The organism is Mycobacterium sp. (assembly GCF_965229105.1).
GTDB lineage: Bacteria > Actinomycetota > Actinomycetes > Mycobacteriales > Mycobacteriaceae > Mycobacterium.
Genome location: NZ_OZ245858.1, coordinates 6,490,503 through 6,516,127 on the forward strand (window position 1 = coordinate 6,490,503; position 25,625 = coordinate 6,516,127).

General features: G+C 64.7%; 24 protein-coding genes. 12 read left to right on the top strand and 12 right to left on the bottom strand.

What is annotated here, in order from left to right:
- Positions 1-260 precede the first annotated feature (260 nt).
- From ADBZ9O_RS30645 to ADBZ9O_RS30665, 5 genes are read left to right on the top strand one after another with little or no spacing between them, the layout of a single operon-like run.
- Entirely contained in the window at positions 261-2,258 is a 1,998-nt protein-coding gene (locus ADBZ9O_RS30645) for a dipeptide ABC transporter ATP-binding protein (protein WP_526527275.1), read from the top strand.
- A gap of 31 nt (positions 2,259-2,289) precedes the next feature.
- On the top strand, positions 2,290-3,606 hold the full coding sequence (locus ADBZ9O_RS30650) for an NtaA/DmoA family FMN-dependent monooxygenase (RefSeq protein ID WP_526527276.1): 1,317 nt from the start codon (positions 2,290-2,292) through the stop codon (positions 3,604-3,606).
- 23 nt (positions 3,607-3,629) lie between these two features.
- A complete protein-coding gene (locus tag ADBZ9O_RS30655) occupies positions 3,630-4,508 on the top strand; it encodes an ABC transporter permease (protein WP_526527277.1) in 879 nt (292 codons plus the stop codon).
- Positions 4,508-5,503, top strand: a complete 996-nt coding sequence (locus ADBZ9O_RS30660) for an ABC transporter permease (RefSeq protein WP_526527278.1) — start codon at positions 4,508-4,510, stop codon at positions 5,501-5,503. Before ADBZ9O_RS30655 ends, ADBZ9O_RS30660 begins: the two co-directional genes overlap by 1 nt.
- A gap of 38 nt (positions 5,504-5,541) precedes the next feature.
- Complete coding sequence (locus tag ADBZ9O_RS30665) at positions 5,542-6,789, top strand: MFS transporter (protein WP_526527279.1); 1,248 nt, start codon at positions 5,542-5,544, stop codon at positions 6,787-6,789.
- Here ADBZ9O_RS30665 and ADBZ9O_RS30670 read toward each other — a convergent pair.
- The 5 genes from ADBZ9O_RS30670 to ADBZ9O_RS30690 all read right to left on the bottom strand — a co-directional run bounded on the left by ADBZ9O_RS30670 (position 6,721) and on the right by ADBZ9O_RS30690 (position 11,917).
- Entirely contained in the window at positions 6,721-7,530 is an 810-nt protein-coding gene (locus tag ADBZ9O_RS30670; RefSeq protein WP_526527280.1) for a GntR family transcriptional regulator, read from the bottom strand. The two genes, ADBZ9O_RS30665 and ADBZ9O_RS30670, sit on opposite strands and share 69 nt — an antisense overlap.
- Positions 7,531-7,608: 78 nt before the next feature.
- Complete coding sequence (locus ADBZ9O_RS30675; protein ID WP_526527281.1) at positions 7,609-8,727, bottom strand: MFS transporter; 1,119 nt, start codon at positions 8,725-8,727, stop codon at positions 7,609-7,611.
- A gap of 41 nt (positions 8,728-8,768) precedes the next feature.
- The gene (ribB, locus tag ADBZ9O_RS30680; RefSeq protein ID WP_526527282.1) at positions 8,769-9,929 is read right to left on the bottom strand and encodes a 3,4-dihydroxy-2-butanone-4-phosphate synthase; all 1,161 of its coding nucleotides are present in this window, start codon (positions 9,927-9,929) and stop codon (positions 8,769-8,771) included.
- Positions 9,930-9,931: 2 nt separating this feature from the next.
- A complete protein-coding gene (locus ADBZ9O_RS30685; protein WP_526527283.1) occupies positions 9,932-11,230 on the bottom strand; it encodes an NtaA/DmoA family FMN-dependent monooxygenase in 1,299 nt (432 codons plus the stop codon).
- 90 nt (positions 11,231-11,320) lie between these two features.
- On the bottom strand, positions 11,321-11,917 hold the full coding sequence (locus ADBZ9O_RS30690; protein WP_526527284.1) for a TetR/AcrR family transcriptional regulator: 597 nt from the start codon (positions 11,915-11,917) through the stop codon (positions 11,321-11,323).
- A gap of 229 nt (positions 11,918-12,146) precedes the next feature.
- Between ADBZ9O_RS30690 and car the strand changes: the two genes are divergently transcribed.
- The gene (gene car, locus ADBZ9O_RS30695) at positions 12,147-15,698 is read left to right on the top strand and encodes a carboxylic acid reductase (protein WP_526533682.1); all 3,552 of its coding nucleotides are present in this window, start codon (positions 12,147-12,149) and stop codon (positions 15,696-15,698) included.
- A gap of 70 nt (positions 15,699-15,768) precedes the next feature.
- Here the strand turns inward: car and ADBZ9O_RS30700 are convergent, their stop codons facing one another.
- The 3 genes from ADBZ9O_RS30700 to ADBZ9O_RS30710 form a co-directional block, all read right to left on the bottom strand.
- Positions 15,769-16,101, bottom strand: coding sequence for a hemophore-related protein (locus tag ADBZ9O_RS30700; protein ID WP_526527285.1), 333 nt, complete (start codon positions 16,099-16,101; stop codon positions 15,769-15,771).
- Positions 16,102-16,272: 171 nt separating this feature from the next.
- The gene (locus ADBZ9O_RS30705) at positions 16,273-16,572 is read right to left on the bottom strand and encodes a hypothetical protein (protein WP_526527286.1); all 300 of its coding nucleotides are present in this window, start codon (positions 16,570-16,572) and stop codon (positions 16,273-16,275) included.
- A 115-nt stretch (positions 16,573-16,687) separates the two neighbouring features.
- Entirely contained in the window at positions 16,688-17,557 is an 870-nt protein-coding gene (locus ADBZ9O_RS30710; protein WP_526527287.1) for an ArgP/LysG family DNA-binding transcriptional regulator, read from the bottom strand.
- Between the two features lie 128 nt (positions 17,558-17,685).
- Here ADBZ9O_RS30710 and purU point away from each other — a divergent pair, with 128 nt between their 5' ends.
- On the top strand, positions 17,686-18,555 hold the full coding sequence (gene purU / locus ADBZ9O_RS30715; protein ID WP_526527288.1) for a formyltetrahydrofolate deformylase: 870 nt from the start codon (positions 17,686-17,688) through the stop codon (positions 18,553-18,555).
- Positions 18,556-18,567: 12 nt separating this feature from the next.
- Here purU and ADBZ9O_RS30720 read toward each other — a convergent pair whose 3' ends face one another.
- A complete protein-coding gene (locus tag ADBZ9O_RS30720) occupies positions 18,568-18,822 on the bottom strand; it encodes a hypothetical protein (protein ID WP_526527289.1) in 255 nt (84 codons plus the stop codon).
- Between the two features lie 210 nt (positions 18,823-19,032).
- On the opposite strand from ADBZ9O_RS30720, the gene ADBZ9O_RS30725 reads away from it, so the two are divergent.
- The gene (locus ADBZ9O_RS30725) at positions 19,033-19,302 is read left to right on the top strand and encodes a YdeI/OmpD-associated family protein (RefSeq protein ID WP_526527290.1); all 270 of its coding nucleotides are present in this window, start codon (positions 19,033-19,035) and stop codon (positions 19,300-19,302) included.
- A 22-nt stretch (positions 19,303-19,324) separates the two neighbouring features.
- On the opposite strand, the gene ADBZ9O_RS30730 is transcribed toward ADBZ9O_RS30725, so the two are convergent.
- Genes ADBZ9O_RS30730 through ADBZ9O_RS30740 form a run of 3 tightly spaced genes read right to left on the bottom strand, consistent with a single transcriptional unit; the run spans position 19,325 to position 21,944 of the window.
- Positions 19,325-19,954 carry a 3-oxoacid CoA-transferase subunit B gene (locus tag ADBZ9O_RS30730; protein WP_526527291.1) on the bottom strand — a complete coding sequence of 210 codons (630 nt, stop codon included), beginning with the start codon at positions 19,952-19,954 and terminating at the stop codon, positions 19,325-19,327.
- Entirely contained in the window at positions 19,951-20,736 is a 786-nt protein-coding gene (locus ADBZ9O_RS30735; protein WP_526527292.1) for a CoA transferase subunit A, read from the bottom strand. The genes ADBZ9O_RS30730 and ADBZ9O_RS30735 overlap by 4 nt, the downstream gene beginning before the upstream one ends.
- Positions 20,733-21,944: a thiolase family protein gene (locus ADBZ9O_RS30740; protein WP_526527293.1), complete on the bottom strand. Its 1,212-nt coding sequence runs from the start codon at positions 21,942-21,944 to the stop codon at positions 20,733-20,735. Before ADBZ9O_RS30740 ends, ADBZ9O_RS30735 begins: the two co-directional genes overlap by 4 nt.
- 76 nt (positions 21,945-22,020) lie before the next feature.
- Here ADBZ9O_RS30740 and ADBZ9O_RS30745 point away from each other — a divergent pair, with 76 nt between their 5' ends.
- The 4 genes from ADBZ9O_RS30745 to ADBZ9O_RS30760 all read left to right on the top strand — a co-directional run bounded on the left by ADBZ9O_RS30745 (position 22,021) and on the right by ADBZ9O_RS30760 (position 25,618).
- Entirely contained in the window at positions 22,021-22,902 is an 882-nt protein-coding gene (locus tag ADBZ9O_RS30745) for a LysR family substrate-binding domain-containing protein (RefSeq protein WP_526527294.1), read from the top strand.
- 171 nt (positions 22,903-23,073) lie between these two features.
- A complete protein-coding gene (lysE, locus tag ADBZ9O_RS30750; protein ID WP_526527295.1) occupies positions 23,074-23,682 on the top strand; it encodes an L-lysine exporter in 609 nt (202 codons plus the stop codon).
- Between the two features lie 99 nt (positions 23,683-23,781).
- Positions 23,782-24,579, top strand: a complete 798-nt coding sequence (locus ADBZ9O_RS30755) for an SDR family oxidoreductase (RefSeq protein ID WP_526527296.1) — start codon at positions 23,782-23,784, stop codon at positions 24,577-24,579.
- A gap of 49 nt (positions 24,580-24,628) precedes the next feature.
- On the top strand, positions 24,629-25,618 hold the full coding sequence (locus ADBZ9O_RS30760; RefSeq protein WP_526527297.1) for an ABC transporter substrate-binding protein: 990 nt from the start codon (positions 24,629-24,631) through the stop codon (positions 25,616-25,618).
- Positions 25,619-25,625: the final 7 nt, after the last annotated feature.

Consider the following 25,625-nt stretch of genomic DNA (forward strand, 5'->3'; position numbering starts at 1 on the left):
AGCTTGGATTGCGCCGCGCCAGGTCGACGACGCAGAGCGAGGCACGAGCGATGAGGAGGAGCCGACAATCGGGCTATGTGCTCTAGGTGATTTCAATCCGCGATATGACGGCGCAATCCGATGGTCATAGGCGCGTCCTAAATCTGTCACGCGCCGCCGCTTTGCTGTGGATACACCGATTGAGCGAACCCGTGCCAGCGCCGACCGCGGTCCCGCTCCCCCGATTCGGAACCTCCCACCGGAACCGAGGGTTGTCAGCTATGAGCATCGACGCGCACGACATCGCACCAGCGGATGTTTCCGATCAGCACCCTGGCCCGGACACCCCCCGGGCCAGGGTGCGCGACCTCAACGTCACCTTCCAGCGCCGCGGGGTGCCCCTGAACGCACTGCGCGGCGTCAGCCTCGATATTCAGCCGGGCGAAGTACTCGCACTCGTCGGGGAATCGGGGTCGGGAAAAAGTGTCCTCGGCATGGCGTTACTGGGTCTGCTCGCCGGCCAGCCCGCACCCGTGATCTCCGGCTCTGCCGAAGTCTGCGGTGTCGATATGGTCGCGGCCAGCCCCGCTGAACGCCGCCGCGTGCGCAAAGCGCACCTCGGTGCTGTGTTCCAAGACCCGATGACATCGCTGGACCCCACGATGCGTGTCGGTAAACAGATCACCGAGCTGACCGAAGATCCCGACGAAGCACGGCGCCTGCTTGAACTGGTCGGCGTGCCCGACCCCGCCCGACGGATGAAAGCCTTCCCGCACGAGCTCTCTGGCGGCCTGCGCCAGCGCGTGATGATCGCGATGGCGGTCGCAGGTAAACCAGATCTGGTCATCGCCGACGAACCGACCACCGCCCTTGACGTCACCGTGCAGGCGCAGGTGCTGGCCCTGCTGCGCGATCTGTGCAGCGAGTTGGGCACATCGTTCATCGTCGTCACCCACGACATCGGGGTGGCTTCCCAGATCGCCGACCGCATCGCGGTGCTCTACGGCGGCCGGCTGGCCGAGATGGGCACCATGGACGAGGTCCTGCGGGCGCCGTCGCATCCATACACCTACGGACTGCTCAACTCACGCCTCGACCTGGATCTGCCGCTGGGCCACGCGATCAGCGCGCTGCCGGGTCAGCCGCCGGATCCGCGCCACCATCCCAGTGGGTGTGCCTTCTCGCCGCGTTGCCCGGCCTCGACTCCCGCGTGCTCGGACGTGCTACCGGATCCCACACCGGCCAGGACCCATTCCGGTGTGGCGGCCTGCATCGTGCCCAACGCAACCGCCGAGACCCAGGCCCGCCTGGAGACCCCGCCGTTCGGGCCGATGATGGACGTCGACGACACCCTGCCCGCACTGCAGATCAACGGAGTCGACAAGCACTTCCCGGTGCGCCGCGGCCTGTTCGGGAAGGACAACCTGCACGCGCTGCGTCACATCATCCTCGATGTTGCACCGGGGGAATCCATTGCGGTGGTGGGTGAATCGGGTTCGGGAAAATCGACATTGCTTCGGGTCGTGGCCGGGCTGATGCAGCCCGACGGTGGCACCGTGAAGTACATCGGCGAACGGCCACAGATGGTGTTCCAGGATGCGGGCGCATCGCTGACCCCCTGGATGTCGGTCGGCGAGATCGTCGGCGAACGGCTGCTGAAAACCACGACGCGGACCCAACGCCGGGAACGGGTCGACGCCGCCCTGCACCAAGTCGGGCTGCCACCGGATGTGGCCAGTATCAAGGCATCCAGCCTCTCCGGTGGTCAGCGCCAACGGGTGGCCTTCGCGCGCGCGATCATCGTGCCGCCCCGACTGCTCCTGTGCGACGAACCGACCTCGGCGCTCGACGCGTCCCTGGCGGCGTCGGTATTGAACCTGCTGCAGGAGCTGCGGCGCGAGCTGGGTATGGCGGTCATGTTCGTCACCCACGACCTGGCCGCCGCGCGCTTCATCGCCGACCGGATCGCAGTGATGTACCTCGGTCAGATCGTCGAGCTGGCACCGACCGAGGCACTGATCAACAACCCGAAACACCCCTACACGAAGGCACTTCTGGCTGCGGTGCCCAGCCCGGGTAAGGAACCGGTGCGGTTACCCGGTGAACCGGCCAGCCCATTGTCGATCCCGTCCGGATGCTCGTTTCACCCCCGCTGCACCGAGCGGGTGGAGCGCTGCGCCAGCGACGTGCCGAATCTGCTGTCTACCGACGACACCACCCGGCACCTGGCGTCCTGCCTGCTGACCAACGGCCAGATTGACCAGCTGCTCGTCAACTGAAGCGATACCCGTACCGACAAAGGAGAAGACTGTGACGAAGAAGTTCCACCTGGGCTGGTTCATGAACTTCATTCCGCCGGAATGGGATTCGCCTTGGGCCTCACCGGATGTGGCGAACTGGTCCAACGGCAAGTTCTACGTCGACATGGCGCGCAGCATGGAACGGGCCTGCTTCGACTTCATCATGATCGAAGACACCGTGATGGTGGCCGACGCCTACGGCAGTTCGATGGAAGGCGCGCTGAAGAACTCGGTGTTCGCGCCCAAACACGATCCGATTCCGTTGGCAGTGCTGATCGCGGCGAAGACCGAGCACCTCGGCGTGGTGGCCACGATGTCGACGTCGTTCTACCCGCCATACTTGTTGGCCCGGTTGGCCTCGACCGTAGATTCGATCGCCGAAGGGCGCTTCGGCTGGAATATCGTCTCCTCCGCCGAGGACCGGGCCGCACAGAACTTCGGCCTTGACGGCCTGCCCGAGCACGACGAGCGGTACAGCGTCGCCGACGAGTACTTCGACGTGGTCACCCAGCTCTGGGACTCCTGGGATGCCGACGCGGTGGTGATGGACCGGGAAACCCACACCTACGCCGATTTCAACAAGGTCCGCCCGATCGACTTCGTCGGAAAGTACTTCAAGTCCAGGGGGCCACTCAACACCATCCCGTCCCCGCAGCACCGGCCGACCATCCTGCAGGCCGGGGCCTCGCCGCGCGGTCGGGCCTTCGCGGCCCGCGCGGCCGATTCGATCGTCGCGGTCGGCACCGGCGTAGAAGGAATGCGCGAGTACCGCAACGATATTCGCGCTCGGGCCGCGGCTGCGGGACGCAACCCCGATGACATCAAGCTGATGTTCTGTGTCTCACCGGTGGTCGCGGCGACCGAGTCCGAGGCCCGAGCGGAGATCGACCGACTGACCTCGGTGGACAGCTATATCGAGAAGCAACTCGTCGGGATTTCCTCCAACACCGAGATCGATTTCAAGCAGTTCGACTGGGATGAACCATTACCCGCGGATCTGACCACCAACGGCGAGCGCGGCTCGTTGGAGCATTTCATGCGCGGTGACGGTAGCCCGGGACCAAAGACGCTGCGCCAGCTGGCAATCGACTGGGCGACCACCGGTATCGAGTTCGTCGGCACGCCGGAGTCGGTCGCACGCGAAATGGGTGAGGCCATGGAGGAGATCGGCGGTGACGGTTTCTTGATCATGAAGCCGGGCTGGGATCTCAACCGGCAGTACATTTCGTCGATCACCGACGGTCTGGTGCCTGAGCTGCAGCGTCTCGGCCTGACGCGGACCGAGTACACCGAGAACACCCTGCGCGAGACACTGCGCGAGTTCTGACACACGAGACCCCAGGAGCGGCAATGGCAATCGCAGAGTATTACGTGCCGACACCCATGGTGCGGTACCGCAGTCGAATGGGTCTGGCGACCCGGCAGTACTTTCAGGGCACGTCGGTGGCCAGTTACATCGCGTTCGGCGCGCTGGGGCTGATGTTCTTCGTCGCGATCTTCGCCAAGCAGATCGCCCCCTTCGACCCCCTCATCGCGGTCGGCAAGCCGATGACTGCGCCCGGTGCGGCGAATCTGCTCGGTACCGACACCGTCGGGCGCGACATCTTGTCCCGGGTCCTGTGTGGTACGCAGACCAGCTGGTTCGGCGCACTGGCTGTGGTCGCATTCTCCGTGGTGTTCGGTGGGCTGATCGGACTGATCGCCGGGGCGGCCGGCGGCTGGTTCGACGCCGTCCTGATGCGGATGACCGACGCGTTCCTCGCGCTGCCCGGCCCGATCCTGGCACTGGCCGTGGTGGCGGCGCTGGGCCGGTCCTACACGCACACACTGATCGGTGTCGCGATCGTCTGGTGGCCGCTGTACACCCGCATCGTCCGCTCAGAGGTACGAAAACTGCGGGCCTCTCCGCATATGGAAGCAGCGCGGGTCGGCGGCGTGAGTTGGTGGCGGTTGCTGCGACGACACCTGCTGCCTGGGGCGGTGCCGGTGACGATCGTGACCGCGAGTCTGGATATCGCCGCCCTGGTGTTGATGCTGTCCAGCCTGTCGTTCCTCGGTCTCGGCGCCCCACAACCCGCACCCGAACTGGGGTCGATGAGCGCCCAGGGCATCACCTACATCTTCAGCGCCTGGTGGATCCCGATCATGCCTGCGCTGGCCGTGGCCATCATCGCGATCGTCGCCAACTTCGCCGGCGATGCGATCCGCGACCGGATCCGGGACCGTTGATGCTGACCGTCCTGCCCCGGCGTCTGCTCGGCGCGATCCCGGTACTGCTGGTCCTGGTCATCGCGGTGTTCACCCTGCAACAGGTGGCACCGGTCGACCCGGTGGCTGCGCTGGTCGGCGCGAAAGCGTCGCCCGAGGTGTACGCCGCCGCGCGGCATCAGCTCGGGTATGACCAGCCGCTACCGATGCAATTCGTGCACTATTTGGTCAACGCGGTCCAGGGTGATCTCGGCCAATCCAGCCTGACCCGCACACCGGTGGTCTCCGATATCGCGACGTTCCTTCCGGTCACCTTGGAATTACTTTTCGTCGCAATGATTTTCACCGTTCTGATCGGTGCCCTCCTCGGCCTGGCGACGGCCCAGGGCTGGCGGGGATCGGGAGTGCTTCGCGTGGTGATGATCTCCGGCGCGTCGGTGCCGGTCTTCCTGGCCTGCCTGCTGGGGATGCTGGTGTTCTACCGGTATCTGAACATCCTGCCGGTCACCGGCACCACCGCCTACTACGACGCCCCGACGGGACCAACGCATTTCCTGCTGATCGACAGCATCCTGGCCGGGCGTCCCGAGCTCTTTTTCGACGACTTGTACCACCTGGTCCTGCCGGCGTTCTGCCTGGCGCTGACACCCGCGGTGGCGGTGGGCCGGGTGCTGCGCAGCAGTCTCGAGACGACGATGCACAGCGACCATATCCGGACCTTCCGCGCGAAAGGCATGGGCGAGAAGCGGATTCTGTTCATGCACACCGCCCGTAACTCCCTGGGTCCGGTGCTGGCCTTGATGGGCCTACAGCTCGCGGTGATGATCGGCAACTGCATTCTGGTCGAGCTGATCTTCGCCCGACCCGGTATCGGGCTGTACATCGCCAAGGCCATCGACAAGGCCGACTTCAATGCGATCGCCGGGGTCACGCTGGTGGTCGGGGTACTCTATGTCGTGACCAATATCGTGGTAGACGCCCTGCAGTCGGTGGCCGATCCGAGGGTCGCACTCTGACGAAAGTTCCCGTCACACATGGTGGTTCGCTGCCATGGTTGCTGATCAGTTCGTGGATGTGGCACCTGACCCGATGGGATGGGTTGTTCCTGGGGACCTACCTGGTCACCCATCTCGGCGCCCCACCCATCGCGAATCAGTTCGTCGGCGTCGGCATGTTCGCACCGATGCTGCTGGGCGCCTACTTCTCGGCGCGCAACGCCTCGCACCGCAACAAACCGCACCTGGTACTGCGCACCGAGCTTGTCCTGCTACCCATTTCGGTACTGATGGCAGTGCTCGTCGGCAGCGGCGTGGTGCAGACCTGGATGGTCTACCCGTTCATGCTGGCGTACGGTTTCGGCGGCATGGTGAACATGACCACCCAGCGCGAACTGCTGTTCCAGATGAGTGGGCCACTGCGCTCGACCCGGGTGCTGAACACCGAGGTCACCGCGCAAGCCAGCGCGATGATGCTGGGCCCGCTGATCGGCGGGGTCACCATTCAAGCGTTCGGTCTTGGCGTGGCCTTCGCCGTTCCCGCTGTGCTGCTGGCGTGCTCGGCTCCACTGCTGTGGTTCTCGACGCGGCACATGCCACCGGGGCTGCTGCCGATCATCCCAGAGGCGGTGGTGGGCGGGGGTCGGAAAACCGACTGGCACCTGTTGCGGCGCTCGCGGGCCCTGGCGGTCATCCTGCTGGTGACCCTGATCTGCAATCTCTTCTACTTCGCTTTCACGCCGCTGGTACCCGTCATCGCCAAACGCCTCGGGGCGGACGCCCTGATGGCAGGCGTGATCGGCTCGGCGGCAGGCATCGTGCAGCTCGCGGTGGCCGGCGTGTTGGTGGTACGGCCGACGCGGCACCCGTTCTACGCGTACGCGGCCGGAGTGGCGTTGTGCCTGTGTGGCCTTGCGGTGCTCGCCTACGCCCCATTGGTGATCGTCGCGCTGCTCGCCCTCGGCGTGGCGGGGATCGGACAGGCATACTTCGGCTCAGGCCAGGCGACGTTGCCGGTCGAGGCCGTGGCCCCGCACGAACGTGCGGATGCGCTCGGATTGGTCTCCACCACCATCGGTTTGGCGCTACCCGCCGGCATGGTCATCCTCGGCGTGATGTCGAGTCTGCTCGGTCCTCAGCGCGCGATGCTGGTGTCTGCCCTGGCCGGGCTGGTGGTCCTCGCGGTTACCGCGTTCCTCAGCCGAGACCTGACGCGGACCGTGGGCACTCCCGAGGCTTCACGCGCTGTGCCGGTAAGCGGTAGCCGAGAAGGCAACTCGATCACCACGCAGCCTGAGCTGGGATAACGCCCTGGGCTGGCCGCCATCGTCTTCGATGACATCTTCGAGCCAGACCATCGGGGCGCCGACCTCGACATCGAGTAGTTGAGCGCTCTGCTCGTCAGCAGCGACCGCGCCGACGGTGGTGCTGCTGGCCCCGATCCGGACGCCCAGTTGTCGCTCAAGAATGAGCAGGACATCGGCATCCTCGACGACGAACTCCGGCTGATCCTCTTCCACCGCAATGTAATTGACGGTCAGACCCAGCGGGAGCTGATCCTGCAATACCAGACTCTCGATCATCAGCACATTCCACCCGGCAGACAGTCGCAGGCGGTCCCGCACCATCGGCGGGCAGCCCAGCCAGCGGCATTCGAGAGCGCGCACCTCGATCTGGTTGGACGGCTCGCTGGTGAACTGGTCGAGGGTGTTCAGTTCGTCGATGCGCAGCAGTATCGAGCCGGTGGCGCGCGTTCCGTTCTTGGGCTCGCGGGTCACCATGCCCTCCCGCGCCAGCTGTTGCAGCACGGCCCTGACGGTGTTGCGGCTGGCCGACATCGCGTCGGTGAGCTCGCGCTCGCCAAGGCATACGCTGCGGCCGGTGCTGACCAGGGTCGATCGAAGAAGGTCATAGGTTCGGCGAGCCGAGTTGTTCAGCCGGTCGGGCCTCGGCCGCTGGCGCTGGTAGACCACTTCCGGCCGCACTGGTGCGTTCGGGCTGGCGCGGACGGACCAGCCACTGTGTAATGCGCGGTCATCTATCGACACGGTTCGAATCCTTCCGTACCCCGCGATTATTTGATCAGACATTTGTTAACGCATTCGAGCCAAGGTGATTCGGCTGAGTTACGTTGGCGTCAGACGGCGCCCGACCACCCGCGCCAACTGTGCGCTGGCTAACAGTACGGCGGCGATGAGACCGAAGAGGACGGCAACACCGGCCTGAGCTCCCAGAACTGCGCAGCCGACCGACCCCACCAGCATCCCAATCCCTGCCGAAATCCGGAATTTTGCCAATCCGGCGGAGGATTCACCGACCTGAGCCACGACGAGCACCGGCAGGCTCACCGTCGCCCCGGCCAGACTCACGCCGAACAGAGCCGACGCCAGCAGATACGTCGTCTGGCCCGGTATGAATGCCAGCAGCGCCGCACACACCATGCCCAGCGCGAACGAGCCGATCAAGATGGCGACCACCCCGTCGGGACGGACAGAGCGGTAGGCGATCAACAACACGATGATCTCCACCCCGGACATCAATGCGATGGCCACCGAGATCGTCAGATTGGAGTACTCCAGGGCAGCACCTGCCAGCGGCAGCGCGGTGAAGAGCACGCCGCCGCGCAGGAAATCGCCGCTCATCGCCAGCACCAGTGCCGCGCGGCCGCCGGTGGTCTTGTCGAAAAGTGGTAGGCCGATCCGGGCCGGCGGAATTCCCAGCGGGGCAGCCAATCTCGGCAGTGCGACAGCCAGGGTTACGGCGATGAGCAAGGCCAGCACACCCGTGCCGACAAACGCTGCCTGATACCCGAGCCGGCCGTCGATGAACCCCGCAACCAGAAGCCCTCCTGGTGAGCCGATCGCACCCCCGAACAGGAAGGCGGCATTGAACCGGCCCACCGATCGGGCCACCCCGTGATCTGCACCTGCCTGGATCGGCCGGACCCGCACCGCGGCCTGTAATCCTGCGCCGAGCACCACACCCCCACCGATGCCCTGCAGGATGCGCGATGCCATCAGCGCAACGCCGCCGGTTGCCAATCCGATGCCGATACAGGCCACCCCGAACAAGACCAGTCCGACGGTGAGCGTGACCCTGGCGTCGAGTCCTGGGATGAATCTGGTACCGAACACGTCGACGATGATCACGCCCATGGATGCGGTCAGCATGAAGACGCCGATGAACAGACCGGTGTGCCAGAACTCTCGGGCGAAGACGACTTCCAATGGTGCGGTGAGGCTCATCGCCACTCCACCGGCCGCCATCAGGGGCAGGAACCAGCGCATCAGTCTGAGTCGCGCCCGGCCTGCAGCCGCTCTGTTGCAGTAACTTCCAGACCGTAGGCCTCCAACCCGATGCGCTTCACCGGGTTGTCGGTCAACAGCCGCATCCGCCGTACCCCGAGATCGGCGAGGATCTGCGCGCCGACCCCATAGTCACGTCGGTCGGCGGGCCTGGCCTGCCCCACGCTCAACGCGGGCATCGGAAGCAATCCACCGCAGCGACCCTCGTGCCCGCGCAGATAGACGACGACACCACGGCCCTCGTCGGCAATCATCTCCAACGCACCGTCCATTTTGGCACTGCAGTCACATAGCCCTGAGCCAAATACGTTGCCCATCAAGCACTCCGAGTGCACCCGGACCAGCGTGGGTGAGGTGTCCGAACCCGATATGTCGCCCATCACCAGCGCGATATGTTCATGATCGTCGAGCACTGACCGAAATCCATGCGCGCGGAACACCCCGTGCCGTGTGGGTAGCCGGCTGCAGGCCTTGAATTCCACCAGACGCTCCGTGCGACGCCGGTACGCGATCAGCTCGGCCATCGTCACGATCGGCACCCCATGGGCGGCGGCGAAGGTGTGCAGTCGATCGCCCCTGGCAACGGCACCGTCGTCGTCGACCACCTCACCGATCACCGCGACGGGCGGCAAGCCCGCCATCTGCACCATATCGACGGCGGCCTCGGTGTGACCGGCCCTGCGCAGCACACCACCCTCGACGGCGCGCAGCGGAAAGACATGGCCGGGCCTGCTCAGGTCGGCCGGTTGGGTGTCCGGGCTGGTCAGCAGTGAGATGGTCCTGGCCCGGTCCGTCGCGGAGATACCGGTAGTGATGCCGGTCCTGGCATTTACCGACACCGTGTACCCGACGCCTCGCGGGTCCTCGCTGATCGCGACCATGGGCGGAAGATGCAGCCGGTCGAGGTCGGCCGCCGGCATCGGGACGCAGAGGATGCCACCGGTGTGGCGCATCATGAACGCCAACCGCGCAGGCGTGACATGGGCGGCGGCCAGCATGAGATCGCCGTCGTCATCGGGGTTTTCGGCATCCACCACAATCGCCATGTCGCCATTGCGCAACGCTTCGACGGCGACGTCGACCGATGAGAACGCGCCAGCCCCGGCGTCCAGTGGCAGGCACCGGGTACCGATGACTGTCATGATCAGAACTCGCGCAACGTGTCTCGCAACGTGGTGGCCGTGTACTCGGTGCGGGTCAGGCCCAGCTTCTGCAGTTCGGGGATCAGGCCGTCGGTGATCTCGGTGACGTAGCGGCGGTTGAGCCGCATCACCGGGCTGGTGATCAGGAAGCCGTCACCACCAACCTCTTCCATCAGATCGCCCATCTCCTTGGCCACCTCGGCCGGGGTGCCGACCAGCGGAATCTTGCCGGACAGCCCGTTGCCGGTCACGATCTCCCGCAACGTTTTTCCTTCACTTCCGGAGAGGAACGCATTCAGGGAGCCCCGCTCGCCGTTGGTCGTCACCGGCGGAACCGGCTTGTCGAGATCGAATTGGGAGAAGTCGATTTCGGTGATCGATGAGATCTCGGCCAGCATGTACTCGATATAGGAGTCGGTGCTGAACCAGCGGTCCCGTTTGGCCAGGGCCTCCTCGTGGGTATCGGCCACGATCGGCGACACCAGATACAGCACCTTGCACTCGGATGGATCGCGACCGTTGGCCTTCATCCGCTCGTGGATGTCATCGCGGTAGGCCTTCATCGCCTCGGCACCACTGGACGGAGCGACGATGGTGTCGGCGTGCTGCGCGGCCAGTTCACGTCCCGGGGGCGAGGCGCCGGCCTGGGCGATGGTGGGTCGGTACTGCGGCGACGGCGCGGTGTTCAGCGGGCCGCGGGACTTGTAATACTTGCCTTCGAAGTCAATCGTGTTGACCTTCTTGTAATTTGCGTACGTCCCGGTCTCGTAATCGCGCTCGATGGCGTCGGGCTCCCAGGATTCCCAGAGCTTGCTGACCACCTCCATGTACTCGCTGGCCATCGCGTAGCGCTCGTCGTGCTCATAGAGCTTGTCCATACCGAAGTTCTGCGCCGAGCGGTCTTCGCCGGAGGTCACCACGTTCCAGCCGAACCTGCCCCTGGCGATGTGGTCAATGGTGCTGCACAACCGGGCCAGCATGAACGGCGGGTAGAAGCTGGTCGACATCGTCGGGATGACGCCGATATTTTTGGTGGCGGCGGCGATCAACACGGCCAACGGCACCGGGTCGTGTTTGGGATTGATTCCGTGCTTGAGGTCATGCTCCATCGTGCCGCCGAAAGCGGTCGAGACCATCAGCTTGTCCTCGATGAGGATGTAATCGAACTTGGCGCGCTCGAAGTCACGGGCTATGTCGACGTAGAAGTCGCCGGTGAAGTCACGCCCGCCGTCACCCCAGTTGCCATTCCACTCGTCGGCGACGAAGTTCAGGAACCACCCCAGATGGAACTTGTCAGTCATGGGGATAAGGCAAACAGTGCTGCGTTACTTCGCGGTGTCCTCGCGGTACCACCGAGATTGCGCGGGATTTGCCGCTGTCGGTTCGCGCGGTCAGATGGCGGTTGGGCGCGGCAGCAGTGCGATGAACTGCTCAGCACCGGATCGCATTCTGGCAGTGCTGAATCCGGATTTTCGCAACGCTTCGGACCCGCGCAGGAAGGTGAGGACCAACAGAGCCAACTCCTCGGGATCGGCGCTGGGATCGATATCGCCGTCGCGTTGGGCCGCCTCGATCGTCGAACGCAACTCCGACTGGTACTGCGTCATGGCGCGCTTGACCCGGAGCAGGACGTCCTTGTCGGTGGAGCCCAGTTCGGCCGCACTCTTGGCCATCAGGCAGCCGCGGCTCGCCTGCGCCGCGGTGGCAGTCGCCATCTTGCGGATATGGCCGATGAGGCGCTGGTAACCGGTGGCGCCGGCAACATGTAGATCCGCGATGATGCCGGCCATCACGTTGCCGCGATAGTCATCGAGCGCGCGCAGGAAAAGATCATGCTTATCGCCGAAAGCGCCGTACAGGCTCCCCCGGCCCAGACCCGTGACCTGGGTCAGATCATCAAGCGAGGTACCCGCATAGCCGGCGGACCAGAACTGATCGCGGGCAGCCGCAACCACATCCTCCTCGGCGAATTTACGCGGTCGGGCCATCTCACCACCGTACTAGTCGTTCAAAAACCGCCGCAGGTCGTGACAGTGGTCACTGCCCGGCTCGGGACCATGGCTGCGACCTGCGCACCCTGACTGGCGACGGTGGACAACGGCTCCACTGACAGCAAACTCCCAGGAATATTTAGTTTTGCTTACGTAGTTTTCTGGGGTGGGCGCCACCTACTACGCCGCCGACGAACTGAATATTGAGATATTTGAGGAGAATGCTGTGGCTACGGATTTTTCTAGGCCAGTCCCCACCACCGGCCGCGAAGCGCGGCTCTACCGTCGTTTCGACAAGTTGACCTCTGGCGATGCCCAACTCATTGCCGCCCAGCCTGATCCAGCAATCGCCGCCGCCATCGACGGACCCGATATCGTGCTGTCCGATGTGATCCGCACCGTCATGAACGGTTACGCAGACCGGCCCGCCCTCGGGCAGCGCGCTATCGAGTTCGTCACCGATGCCTCCGGCCGCACGGTCGAGCAGTTGCAACCGCGGTTCGACACCCTGACCTATCGAGAGACCTGGGCCAAGGTGCGCGCACTGGCCGACGCCCTGGCAGGCCACCCCGTAGTGCCCGGTGACCGCGTCGCCACGCTCGGCTTCACCAGCGCCGACTACGCGATCGTCGACATGGCCTTGTCCCTGACCGGTGCCGTCGCGGTTCCGCTGCAGACAAGCGCGCCTGTGCCACAACTGCAACCGATCCTGACCGAGACCGAACCCGTCGCGATCCTGTCCAGCGTCGACCACCTCGCGGACGCCGTCGAACTCGCGCTCACCGCGCACGCCCCCAGCCGTCTGGTGGTGTTCGACTATCACCCCGAGGTCGACGATCACCGCGAGGCCTTCGAAGCCGCCACCGCGCGCCTTGCCGAACTGAACGTCAGCGTCGAAGCACTCGATGACGTCATCGCGCTGGGCGCCCAGCACAGCGACGGTCCTGACATCCCACGCGGTGATCGAGACGCGCTGCGCCTGTTGATCTATACCTCCGGCAGCACCGGCACTCCCAAGGGCGCGATGTATACCGACCGCCTGATGGCCAACTGCTGGCGCGGATGGTTCCGCCCCGAGTGGGATAGCGAAGGCAAGCTGCCTGCGATCACCCTGAGCTTCATGCCGGTCAGCCACGTGATGGGTCGCGTGATTCTGTACTCGACATTGGGAGTGGGCGGGACCGCCTACTTCGCCGCGAAGAGCGATCTATCTACGCTGCTTGACGACCTCGCGCTAGTACGGCCGACGAAACTCGATCTGGTCCCGCGGATCTGGGAGATGCTGTTTCAGGAAGTACAGGGTGAAGTAGACCGCAAGGTGGTGGCGACGGGCGCTGAGCGGGCCGAGGTCGAGATCGAGGTGATGGCGCAGCGACGCGCGAATCTCATTGGCGGACGCCAATTTTCGGCGATGACGGGGTCCGCGCCGATCTCCCCCGAATTGCGTGCCTGGGTGGAGGAATTCCTCGATATCCACCTGATCAACGGCTACGGCTCCACCGAGGACGGCGTCGTCCTGGTCGATGACCAGATCCGCCGCCCACCGCTGCTCGATTACAAACTGGTCGACGTGCCGGAGCTCGGCTACTTCAATACCGATCGACCGCATCCCCGAGGCGAATTATGGGTCAAGTCAACCGATGTCATCCCCGGTTACTACAAGCGCCCGGAAGTCACGGCCGAGCTCTTCGACGCCGACGGCTGGTATCACACCGGCGATGTGTTCGCCGAGATCGGACCCGATCAGCTCATCTATGTGGACCGTCGCAATAACGTCCTGAAGCTCTCCCAGGGTGAATTCGTCACAGTATCCAAGCTGGAAGCAGCCTTTGGCGGTCATCCCTCGATACGGCAGATCTACGTCTATGGCAACAGCGCCCGCTCCTATCTGCTTGCGGTCATCGTCCCGACCGACGATGCATTGGCCGGCGTCGGCGGCGATGCGATAGCGGTCAGACCGGTGCTCGCCGAGGCGCTGCAGAGTATCGCCAAGGAAGCCGGGCTGCAGTCGTATGAGATTCCTCGGGATTTTCTTGTCGAGACCACCCCCTTCACCCTGGAGAACGGTCTGCTGACGGGAATCCGGAAGTTGGCCCGCCCGCAGCTCAAGGCGCACTACGGTTCGGCCCTGGAGCAGCTCTACGTCGATCTGGCCGACGGTCAGGCCGATGTGCTGCGCACTTTGCGGCAGAACGGCTCGCAACGCCCGGTGCTGGAAACCATCGGTAAGGCCGCCAGTGCGTTGCTCGGTGCGGCCGCGGACGACCTGGCACCTGATGCAGCGTTCACCGATCTGGGCGGAGATTCGTTGTCGGCCTTGACATTCGCCAATCTTCTGCACGAAATCTTCGACGTGGACGTGCCCGTCGGGGTGATCGTCAGCCCGGCCAGCGACCTCACGTCCATCGCGGCCTACGTCGACGCTGCGCGGGCCGGCGGATCCAAGCGTCCGACCTATGATGCCGTGCACGGTCGTGACGCGACCGAGGTGCACGCGCGGGACCTGACGCTGGACAAGTTCATCGACTCGGCAACTCTCGCCGCGGCCGCCGGGCTGCCCGGACCCGCCCGTGAGGTCCGCACCGTCCTGTTGACCGGGGCCACCGGGTTCTTGGGCCGCTACCTCGCGTTGCAGTGGTTGGAGCGGATGGACCTGGTCGACGGCAAGGTCATCTGCCTGGTTCGGGCGAAGACGGACGCGGACGCCCGCGCACGTCTGGACGCGGTGTTCGATGGCGGCGATCCGACGCTGCTGGCCCGCTACCACTCGCTCGCGGCCGATCATCTCGAAGTGCTCGCCGGCGATAAGGGCGAGGCCGATCTGGGGCTGGAGCAAGCCACCTGGCAGCGCCTGGCCGATACCGTCGACCTCATCGTCGACCCCGCCGCACTGGTGAACCACGTGCTGCCCTACAGCCAGCTGTTCGGCCCCAACGCGGTCGGCACCGCTGAGCTCATCCGCATCGCCCTGACCAGTCGCATCAAACCGTTCGTCTATGTGTCGACGATCGGGGTCGGCGACGGTATCGAGCCCGGCCGATTCGTGGAGGAGACCGATATCCGGCAGATGAGCCCCACCCGCCAGGTTGGTGACACCTACGCCAATGGTTATGGCAACAGCAAGTGGGCAGGCGAGGTCCTGCTGCGTGAGGCGAACGACCTGGCCGGGTTGCCGGTCTCGGTGTTCCGCTGCGACATGATCATGGCCGACACCTCGTACGCGGGGCAGCTCAATGTGCCGGATATGTTCACCCGGATGATGCTCAGCCTGGTCGCCACCGGCGTGGCTCCGGAGTCGTTCTACGAACTGGACCCCGACGGCGGCCGGCAGCGGGCGCACTTCGACGGGCTGCCCGTGGAATTCATCGCGGACGCAATTTCCACCATCGGCGTGAATGTGACGGTCGCTTCTGGAGGCTTCGAGACCTTCCACGTGATGAACCCGTACGACGACGGCATCGGGATGGACACGTTCGTCGACTGGCTGGTCGAGGCCGGCCACCCGATCGTGCGGGTGCCCGGGTACTCAGCGTGGTTGAGCCGGTTCGACACCGCGTTGCGCGCACTGCCCGAGAAGCAACGGGCGGCGTCGTTGCTTCCGCTGATCCACAACTACCAGAAGCCCGAACGCCCGATCAATGGGTCGCTGGCGCCGGCAGATCACTTCCGGGCGGCGGTGCAGGACAACAAGATTGGGCCGGATAAGGATATTCCGCATCTCGGCGCACCGGTGATCGTGAAGTACGTCAGCGATCTGGAGCTACTCGGCCTGCTCTGATCGGCATCTGGCGATAACAAGAAAAACCCACCTGCGAGCACTGTGCTCGCAGGTGGGTTTTTTCAGTGCGTCAGTAGTTGTTGCAGGTGTTCGCAACCTGGGCGATCAAGCCGCTGTACTGCTGTACCGCCGGAACCTGTTGCGCCTGGTTGACCATCACCTGGCGTTGCGCCGGTGGCGCCGCCACGAGCTGCTGCAGCCACGCGTTGGCCATCATGTTGGAGCTCACCGTGGCGGCCATCACCGGATCCTCGGCGTTCATCGCCGCCATCACCTGCGGGTAGCTACAGGTGGAATTCACGATGGCGCTGGCGTCGGGGCTGGCGGCGGCAATTCCGCTTCCCATGACCAGTGCGGATGCGACACCACACAAACCGGCGGCCAGCCTCTTGGTCAATGTCATTTGTTGTCCCCTTGCCACAAGTAACTCGATACATCATGTGATGTGTCGTTATAGGTCAACGGTAGCAGTCCGGAGGACCTCGAAACAGGTTTCACTATCTCAGGTTTGTTGACACCGGTACCCGCCCCACGGGGTCGATCCCGTGAGGCGGGCAATGTGGTCGAGTACCGGTCAGAGGCAGACGTGCAGCAGGCCTAACGGTCCGTTGACGCAAGCGCTCACCGGGGCGCCGTAGCCGGCCCCGTATCCGTAGCCGCCATAGGCGGGCGGTGGTGGTGGCCCCCAGCCGGGTCCATTGTTCCAGCCGGGACCGCCGGGGCCCGGGCCACCGGGGCCCCACTGCGCCCAGCTGGTTCCCGAAACGGCGGGCGATGGCGCGGCGTTCGCCATACCTGAGCCGAGTCCCAGGGCGGCCAGCCCGAGCGATCCGACGACGGCGGCTCCGGTCGCGATGGCTTTCAAACTACTCATGCGAACCTCCAAAGATGTTGCAAAATAACGAGAGCGACGCCTTCGATGGCTACCGACCCTCGCCTTCGAACGTACGCGTGCGCGTTAGGTAGAGGCTGTGCATTACTTATGTAAGCTAATGAATTCGGCGCAGGTGAACCTCGGCGGCCGAGCGCACCGCATCGGTAACCGCCGCGACCGTCGGACTGGTCAATTTCCAGCATTGCCAATACAGCGGTACGTCGAGGTATTGGTCGCTGATCTGCGTAAACGAGTGATCGACCGATCCCTCCGGGTACATCGCCCACCCCAGCCCCGCCAGCACCGCGGCGCGGTACCCTTCAGCGGTCGGCACATAGTGCACGGGGCGGCCGACCGGTCGACGAAATACTTTGCGCACCAACATATCCTGCAGTGCGTCGGCTCGGTTCCAGGCCAGTGACGGTGCCGACGCGACAGCGTCTGCGGTGAAACCTTGCGGCAGGTAGCGGTCCACAAAGGCCGCCGTGGCCACGGCTAGGTAGCGCATCACTCCGAGCGCTTCCACGCGGCACCCCGGCACTGCTGCGCGCTCGGTGGTGACCGCACCCATCACCGCACCTTCGCGTAGGAGTTGCGCCGAGTGGTCCTGATCCTCGATGCGGATATCGAACAACACATCGGGCAGTTGGCCGAAGACCGCGGTGAACCACGTCGACATCGAATCGGCATTGACCGCCAGAGCCGTCCTGCGGCGCTCATCAGACCCGTCACCACCGATTTCGGTCAGAGCCTCCGCCTCCAACAACGCCATCTGCGCCGCCAGTCGCAGCACCGGGATACCAGCAGAGGTTGGCTCACAGGGCTTTCCGCGGACCACCAGCACCTGGCCGACCCGCTGCTCCAATGCCTTGATGCGCTGACTGATCGCCGACGGAGTGACGTGCAGTCGAGCCGCGGCGGCGTCGAAGCTGCCGAGTTCGATGACCGCGGCGAACGCGGCGAGCTGGGAACCGTCGAGCTGCACATTAGCTAGGTTAATGAAATTTGCAAAAGATTAACAGCGCTTGGACTGGGGCCGATTTACCTCGACTACGACCCGCAGGGAGGACGCGGCGCCACCCACTTCGACATCGTCTGAGACGATGACCAGCTATGGGTGAAGAGCGTCGCTTCGTGCTGACACTCAGCTGTCCTGACCGCACCGGCATCGTTGCGCGCATCACGACGTTCCTGGCTGATATCGGCGGCTGGATTACCGAAGCTGCCTACCATTCGGACTACGAATCGGGCCGGTTCTTCACCCGCCAAGAAATTCGCGCCGATTCGGTGTGTCTTGGTATTGACCAACTGCGGCGGCAGTTTGGCGACGTGGCAGACGAGCTGGAAGCCGACCACTGGCAAGTCGCCGATACCGCAGACCGCAAAACCGTCGTGGTCCTAGTTTCCAAAGAAGGGCACTGCCTCTACGAGCTGTTGGCACGATGGCACTCCGGCGAGCTGAGCGCGGATATCGCCATGGTCATCGGCAACCATGCCGACCTCGAGCCGGTGGCATCGATGTTCGGACTCCCGTTCCGGCTCATCCCGGTACCCAAGGACCCGGCGGGAAAGACGGCCGCGTTCGAAGACATCCGGGAGGAAGTCGACGCCCACCAGCCGGACGCGATCGTGCTGGCGCGGTACATGCAGGTCATTCCCGCCGACCTATGCGATGCGTGGGCGGGCCGGCTGATCAATATCCACCACGGGTTCCTACCGTCATTCCGGGGAGCCCGGCCCTACCACCAGGCCTACGCCCGCGGCGTCAAGATCATCGGCGCCACCTGCCATTACGTCAGCGCGGAGCTCGATGCAGGCCCGATCATCGATCAAGATGTCATCCGCGTCGACCACGCCGATTCGCCGACGGACATGGCGCGCCTCGGTCGCAATATCGAAAAGACAGTACTGGCAAGAGGTTTGACCTACCATCTGCAAAACCGAGTGCTACGCGACGGAGCGCGCACCATCGTCTTCAGCTGACGGGGTGTACCGCTACGGGAGGTCGTGGTCCTCCCGGGTGGCTTCGGCTCGTGCCTCAGCACCGCTCTCCTGCACTTCGGCGTCAAACTGCGGATTGGTCCGGCCGACGTAGCTACCGTCCTCGTCGTCCACATTGGCTCGTGAACCGGCGACACCCGCATCGGCGGTGATATCGGATTCGGATTTCTCCTGGCGGGCTACGTGTTCGTCCTTGGCCTTGCCGACGACACTGCCCAGCGTCTCCTTCATGGCGTCAAAGAGGCTCATAGTTGCTCACCCACCCGCCCGTTGCGCAAGCGTGTTACCCACGCCGGGTCATGCAGGGCACGAACGAAAGTTTTGCGCGAGCTCATGGACGTCCTTTGCATTGATGAACCGGGCGACGTGCGAGCACGTGCACTTCAGTACGCGGTACCCAGCCTCGATCACGTCAAACAGCTACCTGTTTTGGCCCGCCCCGCGGGTTACGCTGCGTCGGTGAGCGGTGGACAGATACCGGGCGGGGTGGTGCACCAGCTGCCGGCAGACCTGCGTGAGGCGCTGCTGGGCAACACCACTGCGCTGGCGGCGTGGAAAGACATCACACCTCTGGCGCGCAACGAGTTCATCTGTTGGGTTGACGACGCCAAGCAGGATGCGACCCGTCAGCGCCGTATTCGCCGCACCCAGGAAGAGCTGGAGGAAGGCCAACGCAGGCCGTGCTGTTGGCCGGGTTGCAAACACCGGGAGCGCACCGGAAAGGCGTGACCGGGTGCGTCAACCCACTGCACTAGTCGGTCACCGGGGCGGCGGTCTTGTCGACCACGTCGACAAACTCCACGCCCTTGGCCAGTTCTACGACGGCGAACCCGGCACCGGTCACGTCGAACACACCCAAATCAGTGATAACCCTGCTGACCACTGCCTTACCGGTCAACGGGAGGTCGCACGCGGAAACCAGCTTGGCGGCACCCGATTTCGAAACGTGATCCATCAGCACGATGACCCGTTCGGCACCGCTGACGAGGTCCATCGCGCCACCCATACCTTTGACCATCGAACCTGGCACCATCCAATTGGCCAGATCGCCGTTGGCCGCGACCTGCATCCCGCCCAGGACGGCCACATCGACGTGCCCGCCGCGGATCATCGCGAAACTGGTCGACGAGTCGAAGTACGACGCGCCGGGGATCACCGACACTGTCTGTTTGCCCGCGTTGACCAGATCGGGGTCGACCTCGTCGTCGTAGGGGAACGGTCCGACGCCGAGGATGCCGTTCTCGGCGTGCAGCGTGACTTCCGATCCTGTCGGCAGATGGTCCGCAATCATGGTCGGCAACCCGATCCCGAGATTGACGTAGTCACCATCGCGAAGTTCAAGGGCCGCACGCGCGGCCATCTGGTCACGGTTCCAGCTCATGACGACATCTTCTCTGCAGTGCGGCGTCGGGTGGTCCGCTTCTCAATACTCTTGCGGGAAGCCTGTTCCGGCGTCAGTTCGATGACGCGTTGAACGAAGATGCCGGCCAGGTGAACCTGGTCTGGATGCAGCTCACCGACATCGACCACCCGCTCCGCCTCCACAATGGTGACCCGGCCCGCCATCGCCGCCGGCGGGTTGAAGTTCCTTGCGGCCGCATGGAAGACGCAGTTGCCCGCCCTGTCAGCCACCGCCGCACGGACCAGCGCGTAGTCGGTGACGATCGACTCTTCCAGCAGCATCGGCCGACCGCCGAACGTCCGCACTTCCTTCGGCGGTGACGCCAGCGCCACCGTGCCGTCGGCGTGATAGCGCCACGGCAGGCCGCCGTCGGCGACCAGGGTGCCGACACCGGTCGGGGTGAAAAACGCGCCGATCCCGCTTCCGCCGGCGCGCAGCCGTTCGGCGAGCGTGCCCTGCGGGGTCAACTCGACCGTCAACTCTCCGGCCAGGTACTGCCGCGCGAATTCCTTGTTCTCCCCAACGTATGAGGCGATCACCCGGGTGATCCGGTGTGCCTCGAGAAGTAGCCCGAGCCCGGCACCGTCGATACCGCAGTTGTTGCTGACGATGGTCAGTTCGCCGGCGCCCTGTTCCAGCAGCGCATCGATGAGGAACCAGGGAATACCCGCGAGTCCGAATCCGCCGACGGCCAGGCTGGCGCCGTCGGGGATGTCGGCGACGGCCTCGGCGGCCGTGCCGACCACTTTGTTCAAGGTCATCGGACGACCTCGAAGACCGCAGCGAGGCCCTGGCCGCCGCCGATACACATGGTTTCCAGGACGTAGCGGGCGTCGCGCCGGCGCGCCTCGTAGGCTGCGGTGGCCAGAATGCGGGCACCGGTCGCTCCGATCGGATGGCCCAAGGAGATGCCAGAGCCATTCGGGTTCACGCGGTCGTCCAGTGGGTCGATCTTCCACTCGGACAGCACGGCCAGCACCTGCGCGGCGAAGGCCTCGTTGAGTTCGATGAGGTCGATATCGTCGAGCGTGATCCCGGCGCGCTGCAACGCGGCCGCAGTGGCGCTGACCGGACCGATGCCCATCATCTCCGGTGCGCATCCGGTCACCGCCCATGACCTCAACGCCAACATCGGGGTGAGCCCGTGCCGATCGGCACCGGCGCGGGTGGTGACGACACACAGTGCAGCGCCGTCATTTTGACCCGAGGCATTGCCCGCAGTGACCGTGGACTCGGCATCCACTGTGTTCCGTATCGCCCGCAGGCCGGCCAGCTTCTCGACGGTGATATCGGCGCGGGGATGCTCGTCACGCACGACCACCTCGGGTTCACCGCGCTTGGGGTGGACAGTCACCGGGACCAATTCAGCAGCGAAGCGCCCCGCATCGTGGGCAGCGACCGCCCGCTGATGAGACCGGACCGACAGCTCGTCCTGTTCCGCGCGCGAGATCCCGTAGTGACGACGCACATTCTCCGCTGTCTCGATCATCCCTCCCGCCACGGGATACAAACTGCCCCCAGCAGTTTCACGCGCGCGATCGAGGCGATCCAGAAGTGCAATACCGCCCTGGCGCACACCGGAACGCAGGCCCAGTGCGTAATGCTCCACAGTGGACATCGACTCCGCCCCGCCTGCCACGATCACACTGGCCGCACCGGTCGCGACCTGGCCCGCTGCGTAGAGCAGCGCCTGTAGGCCCGAACCGCACCGCCGGTCGATCTGCAGGCCGGGCACCGAAGTTCCCAGCCCAGCGTCCAAGGCGGCGATGCGCCCGATGGCGGGCGCTTCCCCGTTGGGATAACCGTTGCCGAGCACCACATCGTCGACGTCGCCCGCGCCAAGGCCGGTCCTCTCGACGAGAGCCCGCAGCGTCACCGTCGCCAGGTCGGCTGCCGTCAGCGTCGACAATGTTCCGCCCATCCGTCCCACCGGTGTACGCAGCGGATTGCAGATCACCACATCGGTCATCACTCGACCGTACGAGGCCTCGGCGATATACAGAAATACTTATAAAGGCACTATTGATATGCAGTAGATTCTAATCATGGAGCTTCGCCACTTGCGGTATTTCCGTGCCGTCGCCGAAGAACTGCACTTCGGCAGGGCAGCGGAGAAGCTGCACATTGCGCAACCGCCACTGTCCCAACAGATTCGACAGTTGGAGCGCGAACTTGAGGTCAGCCTCTTGACCAGAAGCACCCGGCGGGTCGAGTTGACGGCGGCGGGCACGGCGTACCTCAAGCGGGCCGTGGCAGTCCTTGACGCGGTGGACGACGCCGGAGAGCAGGCACGGCGCATCGCGGCGGGGGTCGAAGGGCACTTGACCATCGGGTGCGTGGGGTCGGCGACGTACTCGGTCCTACCGCGCCTCGTACGCGCGTTACGCGATGAGTTGCCCCATGTCGAGATCAGCATTCGTGGCGAGATGCTCGCACCGGCTCAGCTCGACGCGCTCCTCACCGGCGACATCGACATCGGGTTACTGCGGCCACCGGTCGATAATGCCCTGATCGGATCTGAGGTACTGCGCCGCGACCGATTGATTGCCGCGCTGCCCGCCGAACATCCTCTTGCACAACAGGATCAACTTCACGTCAGTGATCTACGTGACGAGGACATCATCGCCCATACCGGGCAGGGACAATCGGTGATGGGCGGCTTACTCGTCGCGGTATGTGCCGATGCCGGCTTCACTCCACTCGTCCGCCACGAAGTCTCGGAGACCTCGACGCTGGTCACCCTGGTAGCGGCCGGTCTCGGGGTGGCCGTGGTACCCGCGCCGACAGCCGACCTCGACGTCGCCGGAGTGACCTACCGAGAACTCGAACCCTCTCTGGGCGTGGACCTCATCGCGGCCCATCTGATCGCTACGGGATCGCCGGCGATCGAGCGCGCCCTCGGGGTGTTGCGCCGCATCACGCGGTAGCGCGACGGAGCTTTCCGGCGAATCGGTGGGATCTGCTTTCTGACAGAGTCGCCACCATGGGGCGGCCTGCGCTACCCGCTGAAGCGTTCTCCAACCGACGATTAGCATCTCTAATGCAGGTAACGAATCTTTAGCTGTACTGATCACGGCGCGGACCCTAACGTCGCTCCCATGTCTCCATCGCTCATCGTCTTCGGCACCGGCTTCCTGACCGCGTTCACCCTGATCGCCGCGATCGGCGCGCAAAACGCCTTCGTACTGCGCCAGGGCATCCGGCGTGAGCACGTCCTGCCGGTGGTCGCGGTGTGCACGGTCTCGGATATGGCGTTGATAGCGGCGGGAATTGGTGGCTTCGGCGCTCTCATCGCCACCCACCCCGATATCGTCACCGTCGCCAAAATCGGTGGTGCGGTGTTTCTCACCTGCTATGGCCTGCTCGCGGCACGGCGGGCCATCCGACCGAGCACTCTGAATCCGTCGGAGACGGCACCGGCGCGGCTGGCCGGTGTGCTCGCCACCTGCCTGGCGCTGACCTTCCTCAACCCGCACGTCTACCTGGACACGGTGGTGTTGCTCGGCGCCCTGGCCAACCAGTACGCCGATAGCCGGTGGCTCTTCGGGATCGGCGCCGCGGCGGCCAGCACCGTCTGGTTCACCGGCCTGGGGTTCGGCGCCCGCCGACTCAGCGGACTCTTCGCGGCATCACTGACCTGGCGAATCCTTGACGGTGTCATTGCCGTCACGATGGTCGCACTGGGCGCCTACCTCGCCCTGTCCTGACCATCGAATCCCCCGCCGAGGGGGAATCTCACGACGCTTCCGGGCCGATTTTCGTCGTCACATTCACTCTCGCGGTGCGCGCTCGGGTAAGCATGGGGCATGGGTAACAGCAAGAGCGTGTTCATCACCGGGGCTGCGGCGGGAATTGGGCGCGCCACTGCACTGCATTTCGCCGCCAAGGGTTACCTCGTCGGCGCCTACGACGTCGACGAGGCTGGGCTCCAGAGCCTGGCCGACGAGACAGACCGCCTGGGCGGGCGCGTCGTCACCGGTCACCTCGACGTCACCAACCCCTCTGAAATGGCCGAGCGGGTAACCGAATTCACGCAGGAAACCCGCGGCCGGCTCGACGTGATGATCAACAACGCCGGAATCCTGCTCACCGGCAGGTTCCAGGACGTCGAGGTGGCCGCGCAGCTCAAGGAGATCGACGTCAATACCAAGGGCGTGGTCAACGGGATGCACGCCGCGTTCCCCTACCTGCAGGCCACTGCGGGCGCGACGGTAGTTAACCTCGCCTCCGCATCAGCGATCTACGGCCAGGCCGAGCTCGCCACCTACAGCGCCACCAAATTCTTCGTTCGCGGTATCACCGAGGCCCTCGATATCGAATGGAGCCGCTACGGCATCCGGGTGATCGCGATCTGGCCGCTGTATGTCCAGACGGCAATGACCGACGGCATCAGCACCGGCACGACGAAATCCCTCGGTATCCAGCTGACCGCCCAGAACGTCGCCGACGCCATCTACGCTGCCCTGACACCCTCTCGACTGAGCCGGGCAGTGCATCAGGTGCATTTCCCGGTCGGCACCCAGACCAAGGTGATGACGACAAGCTCCCGCTTCCTGCCCGCCTGGCTGAACCGGCTGCTCAACAAGCGGCTCGCGGGGCTTTAGCGCCGGCGTTATCCCCGCACCGCCAGCAAATGCGCTATACGCTCTCGCCGTGCAGACACAGTGGAGCCGACGAGGATTCTTCGGCGTGGCGGGCGCCGCAGGGATGGCCGTCGCGGCGGCATGTTCGTCGGATAAACCCGCCGCGGGCACCCCGGGCGGGGGTGCGGTCACCATCAAGCACGCATTCGGCGAGACCACCATCCCGTCGCCGCCCAAAAGAGTTGTCAGCGCAGGGTTCACCGAACAGGACGACCTGCTGGCCGTCGGTGTGGTGCCCATCGCGACGACCGAGTGGTTCGGCAACGAGCCGTTCGCGGTGTGGCCCTGGGCGCAGCCGAAGCTGGGCAGCGCCCAACCGGTGGTCCTGAGCCTTAACGACGGCATCCAGGTCGACCAGATCGCCGCGCTCAAACCGGACCTGATCATCGCGATCAACGCCGGGGTCGATGCCGATACCTACCAAAAGCTCTCGGCGATCGCGCCGACCATCCCTCAGTCCGGCCAGGACGCGTTCTTCGAACCCTGGAAGGACCAGGCCAACACCGTCGGGATGGCGACCTTCCAGGCCGACAAGATGGCGTCGCTGATCACCGCGATCGATGACGGCTTCGCAGGCGTCGCAGGAAACAACCCGCAATTCAAGGATAAGAAGATACTTCTGTTGCAGGGCAACACCTTCTGGGAAAACAGCGTGATCGCCAAGCTGCCCGGCTGGCGTACCGACTTTCTGACCCAGATGGGTTTCGCGATTCCGGACAGCATCACGCCGTTCGCCCGCGATGACCGCGCGATCATTCCGCTCGATCAGATCGGGCCGGTACTCGACGCCGCCGATGTGCTGGTCTGGTCCACCGAAAGCGACGACGAGATCGCCAAGCTGCTGGCCGACCCGAATATCGCCGCATTGACGGCCACCAAACGAAACCGGAACGTCTTCACCACCAAGGAACTGGCCGGTGCGATGGCGTTCTCGTCGGCGCTGAGCCTGCCGGTGGTCACCCAGCAGCTACCGCCGCTCCTGGCCAAGGCGCTGGGCTAAGAATCTT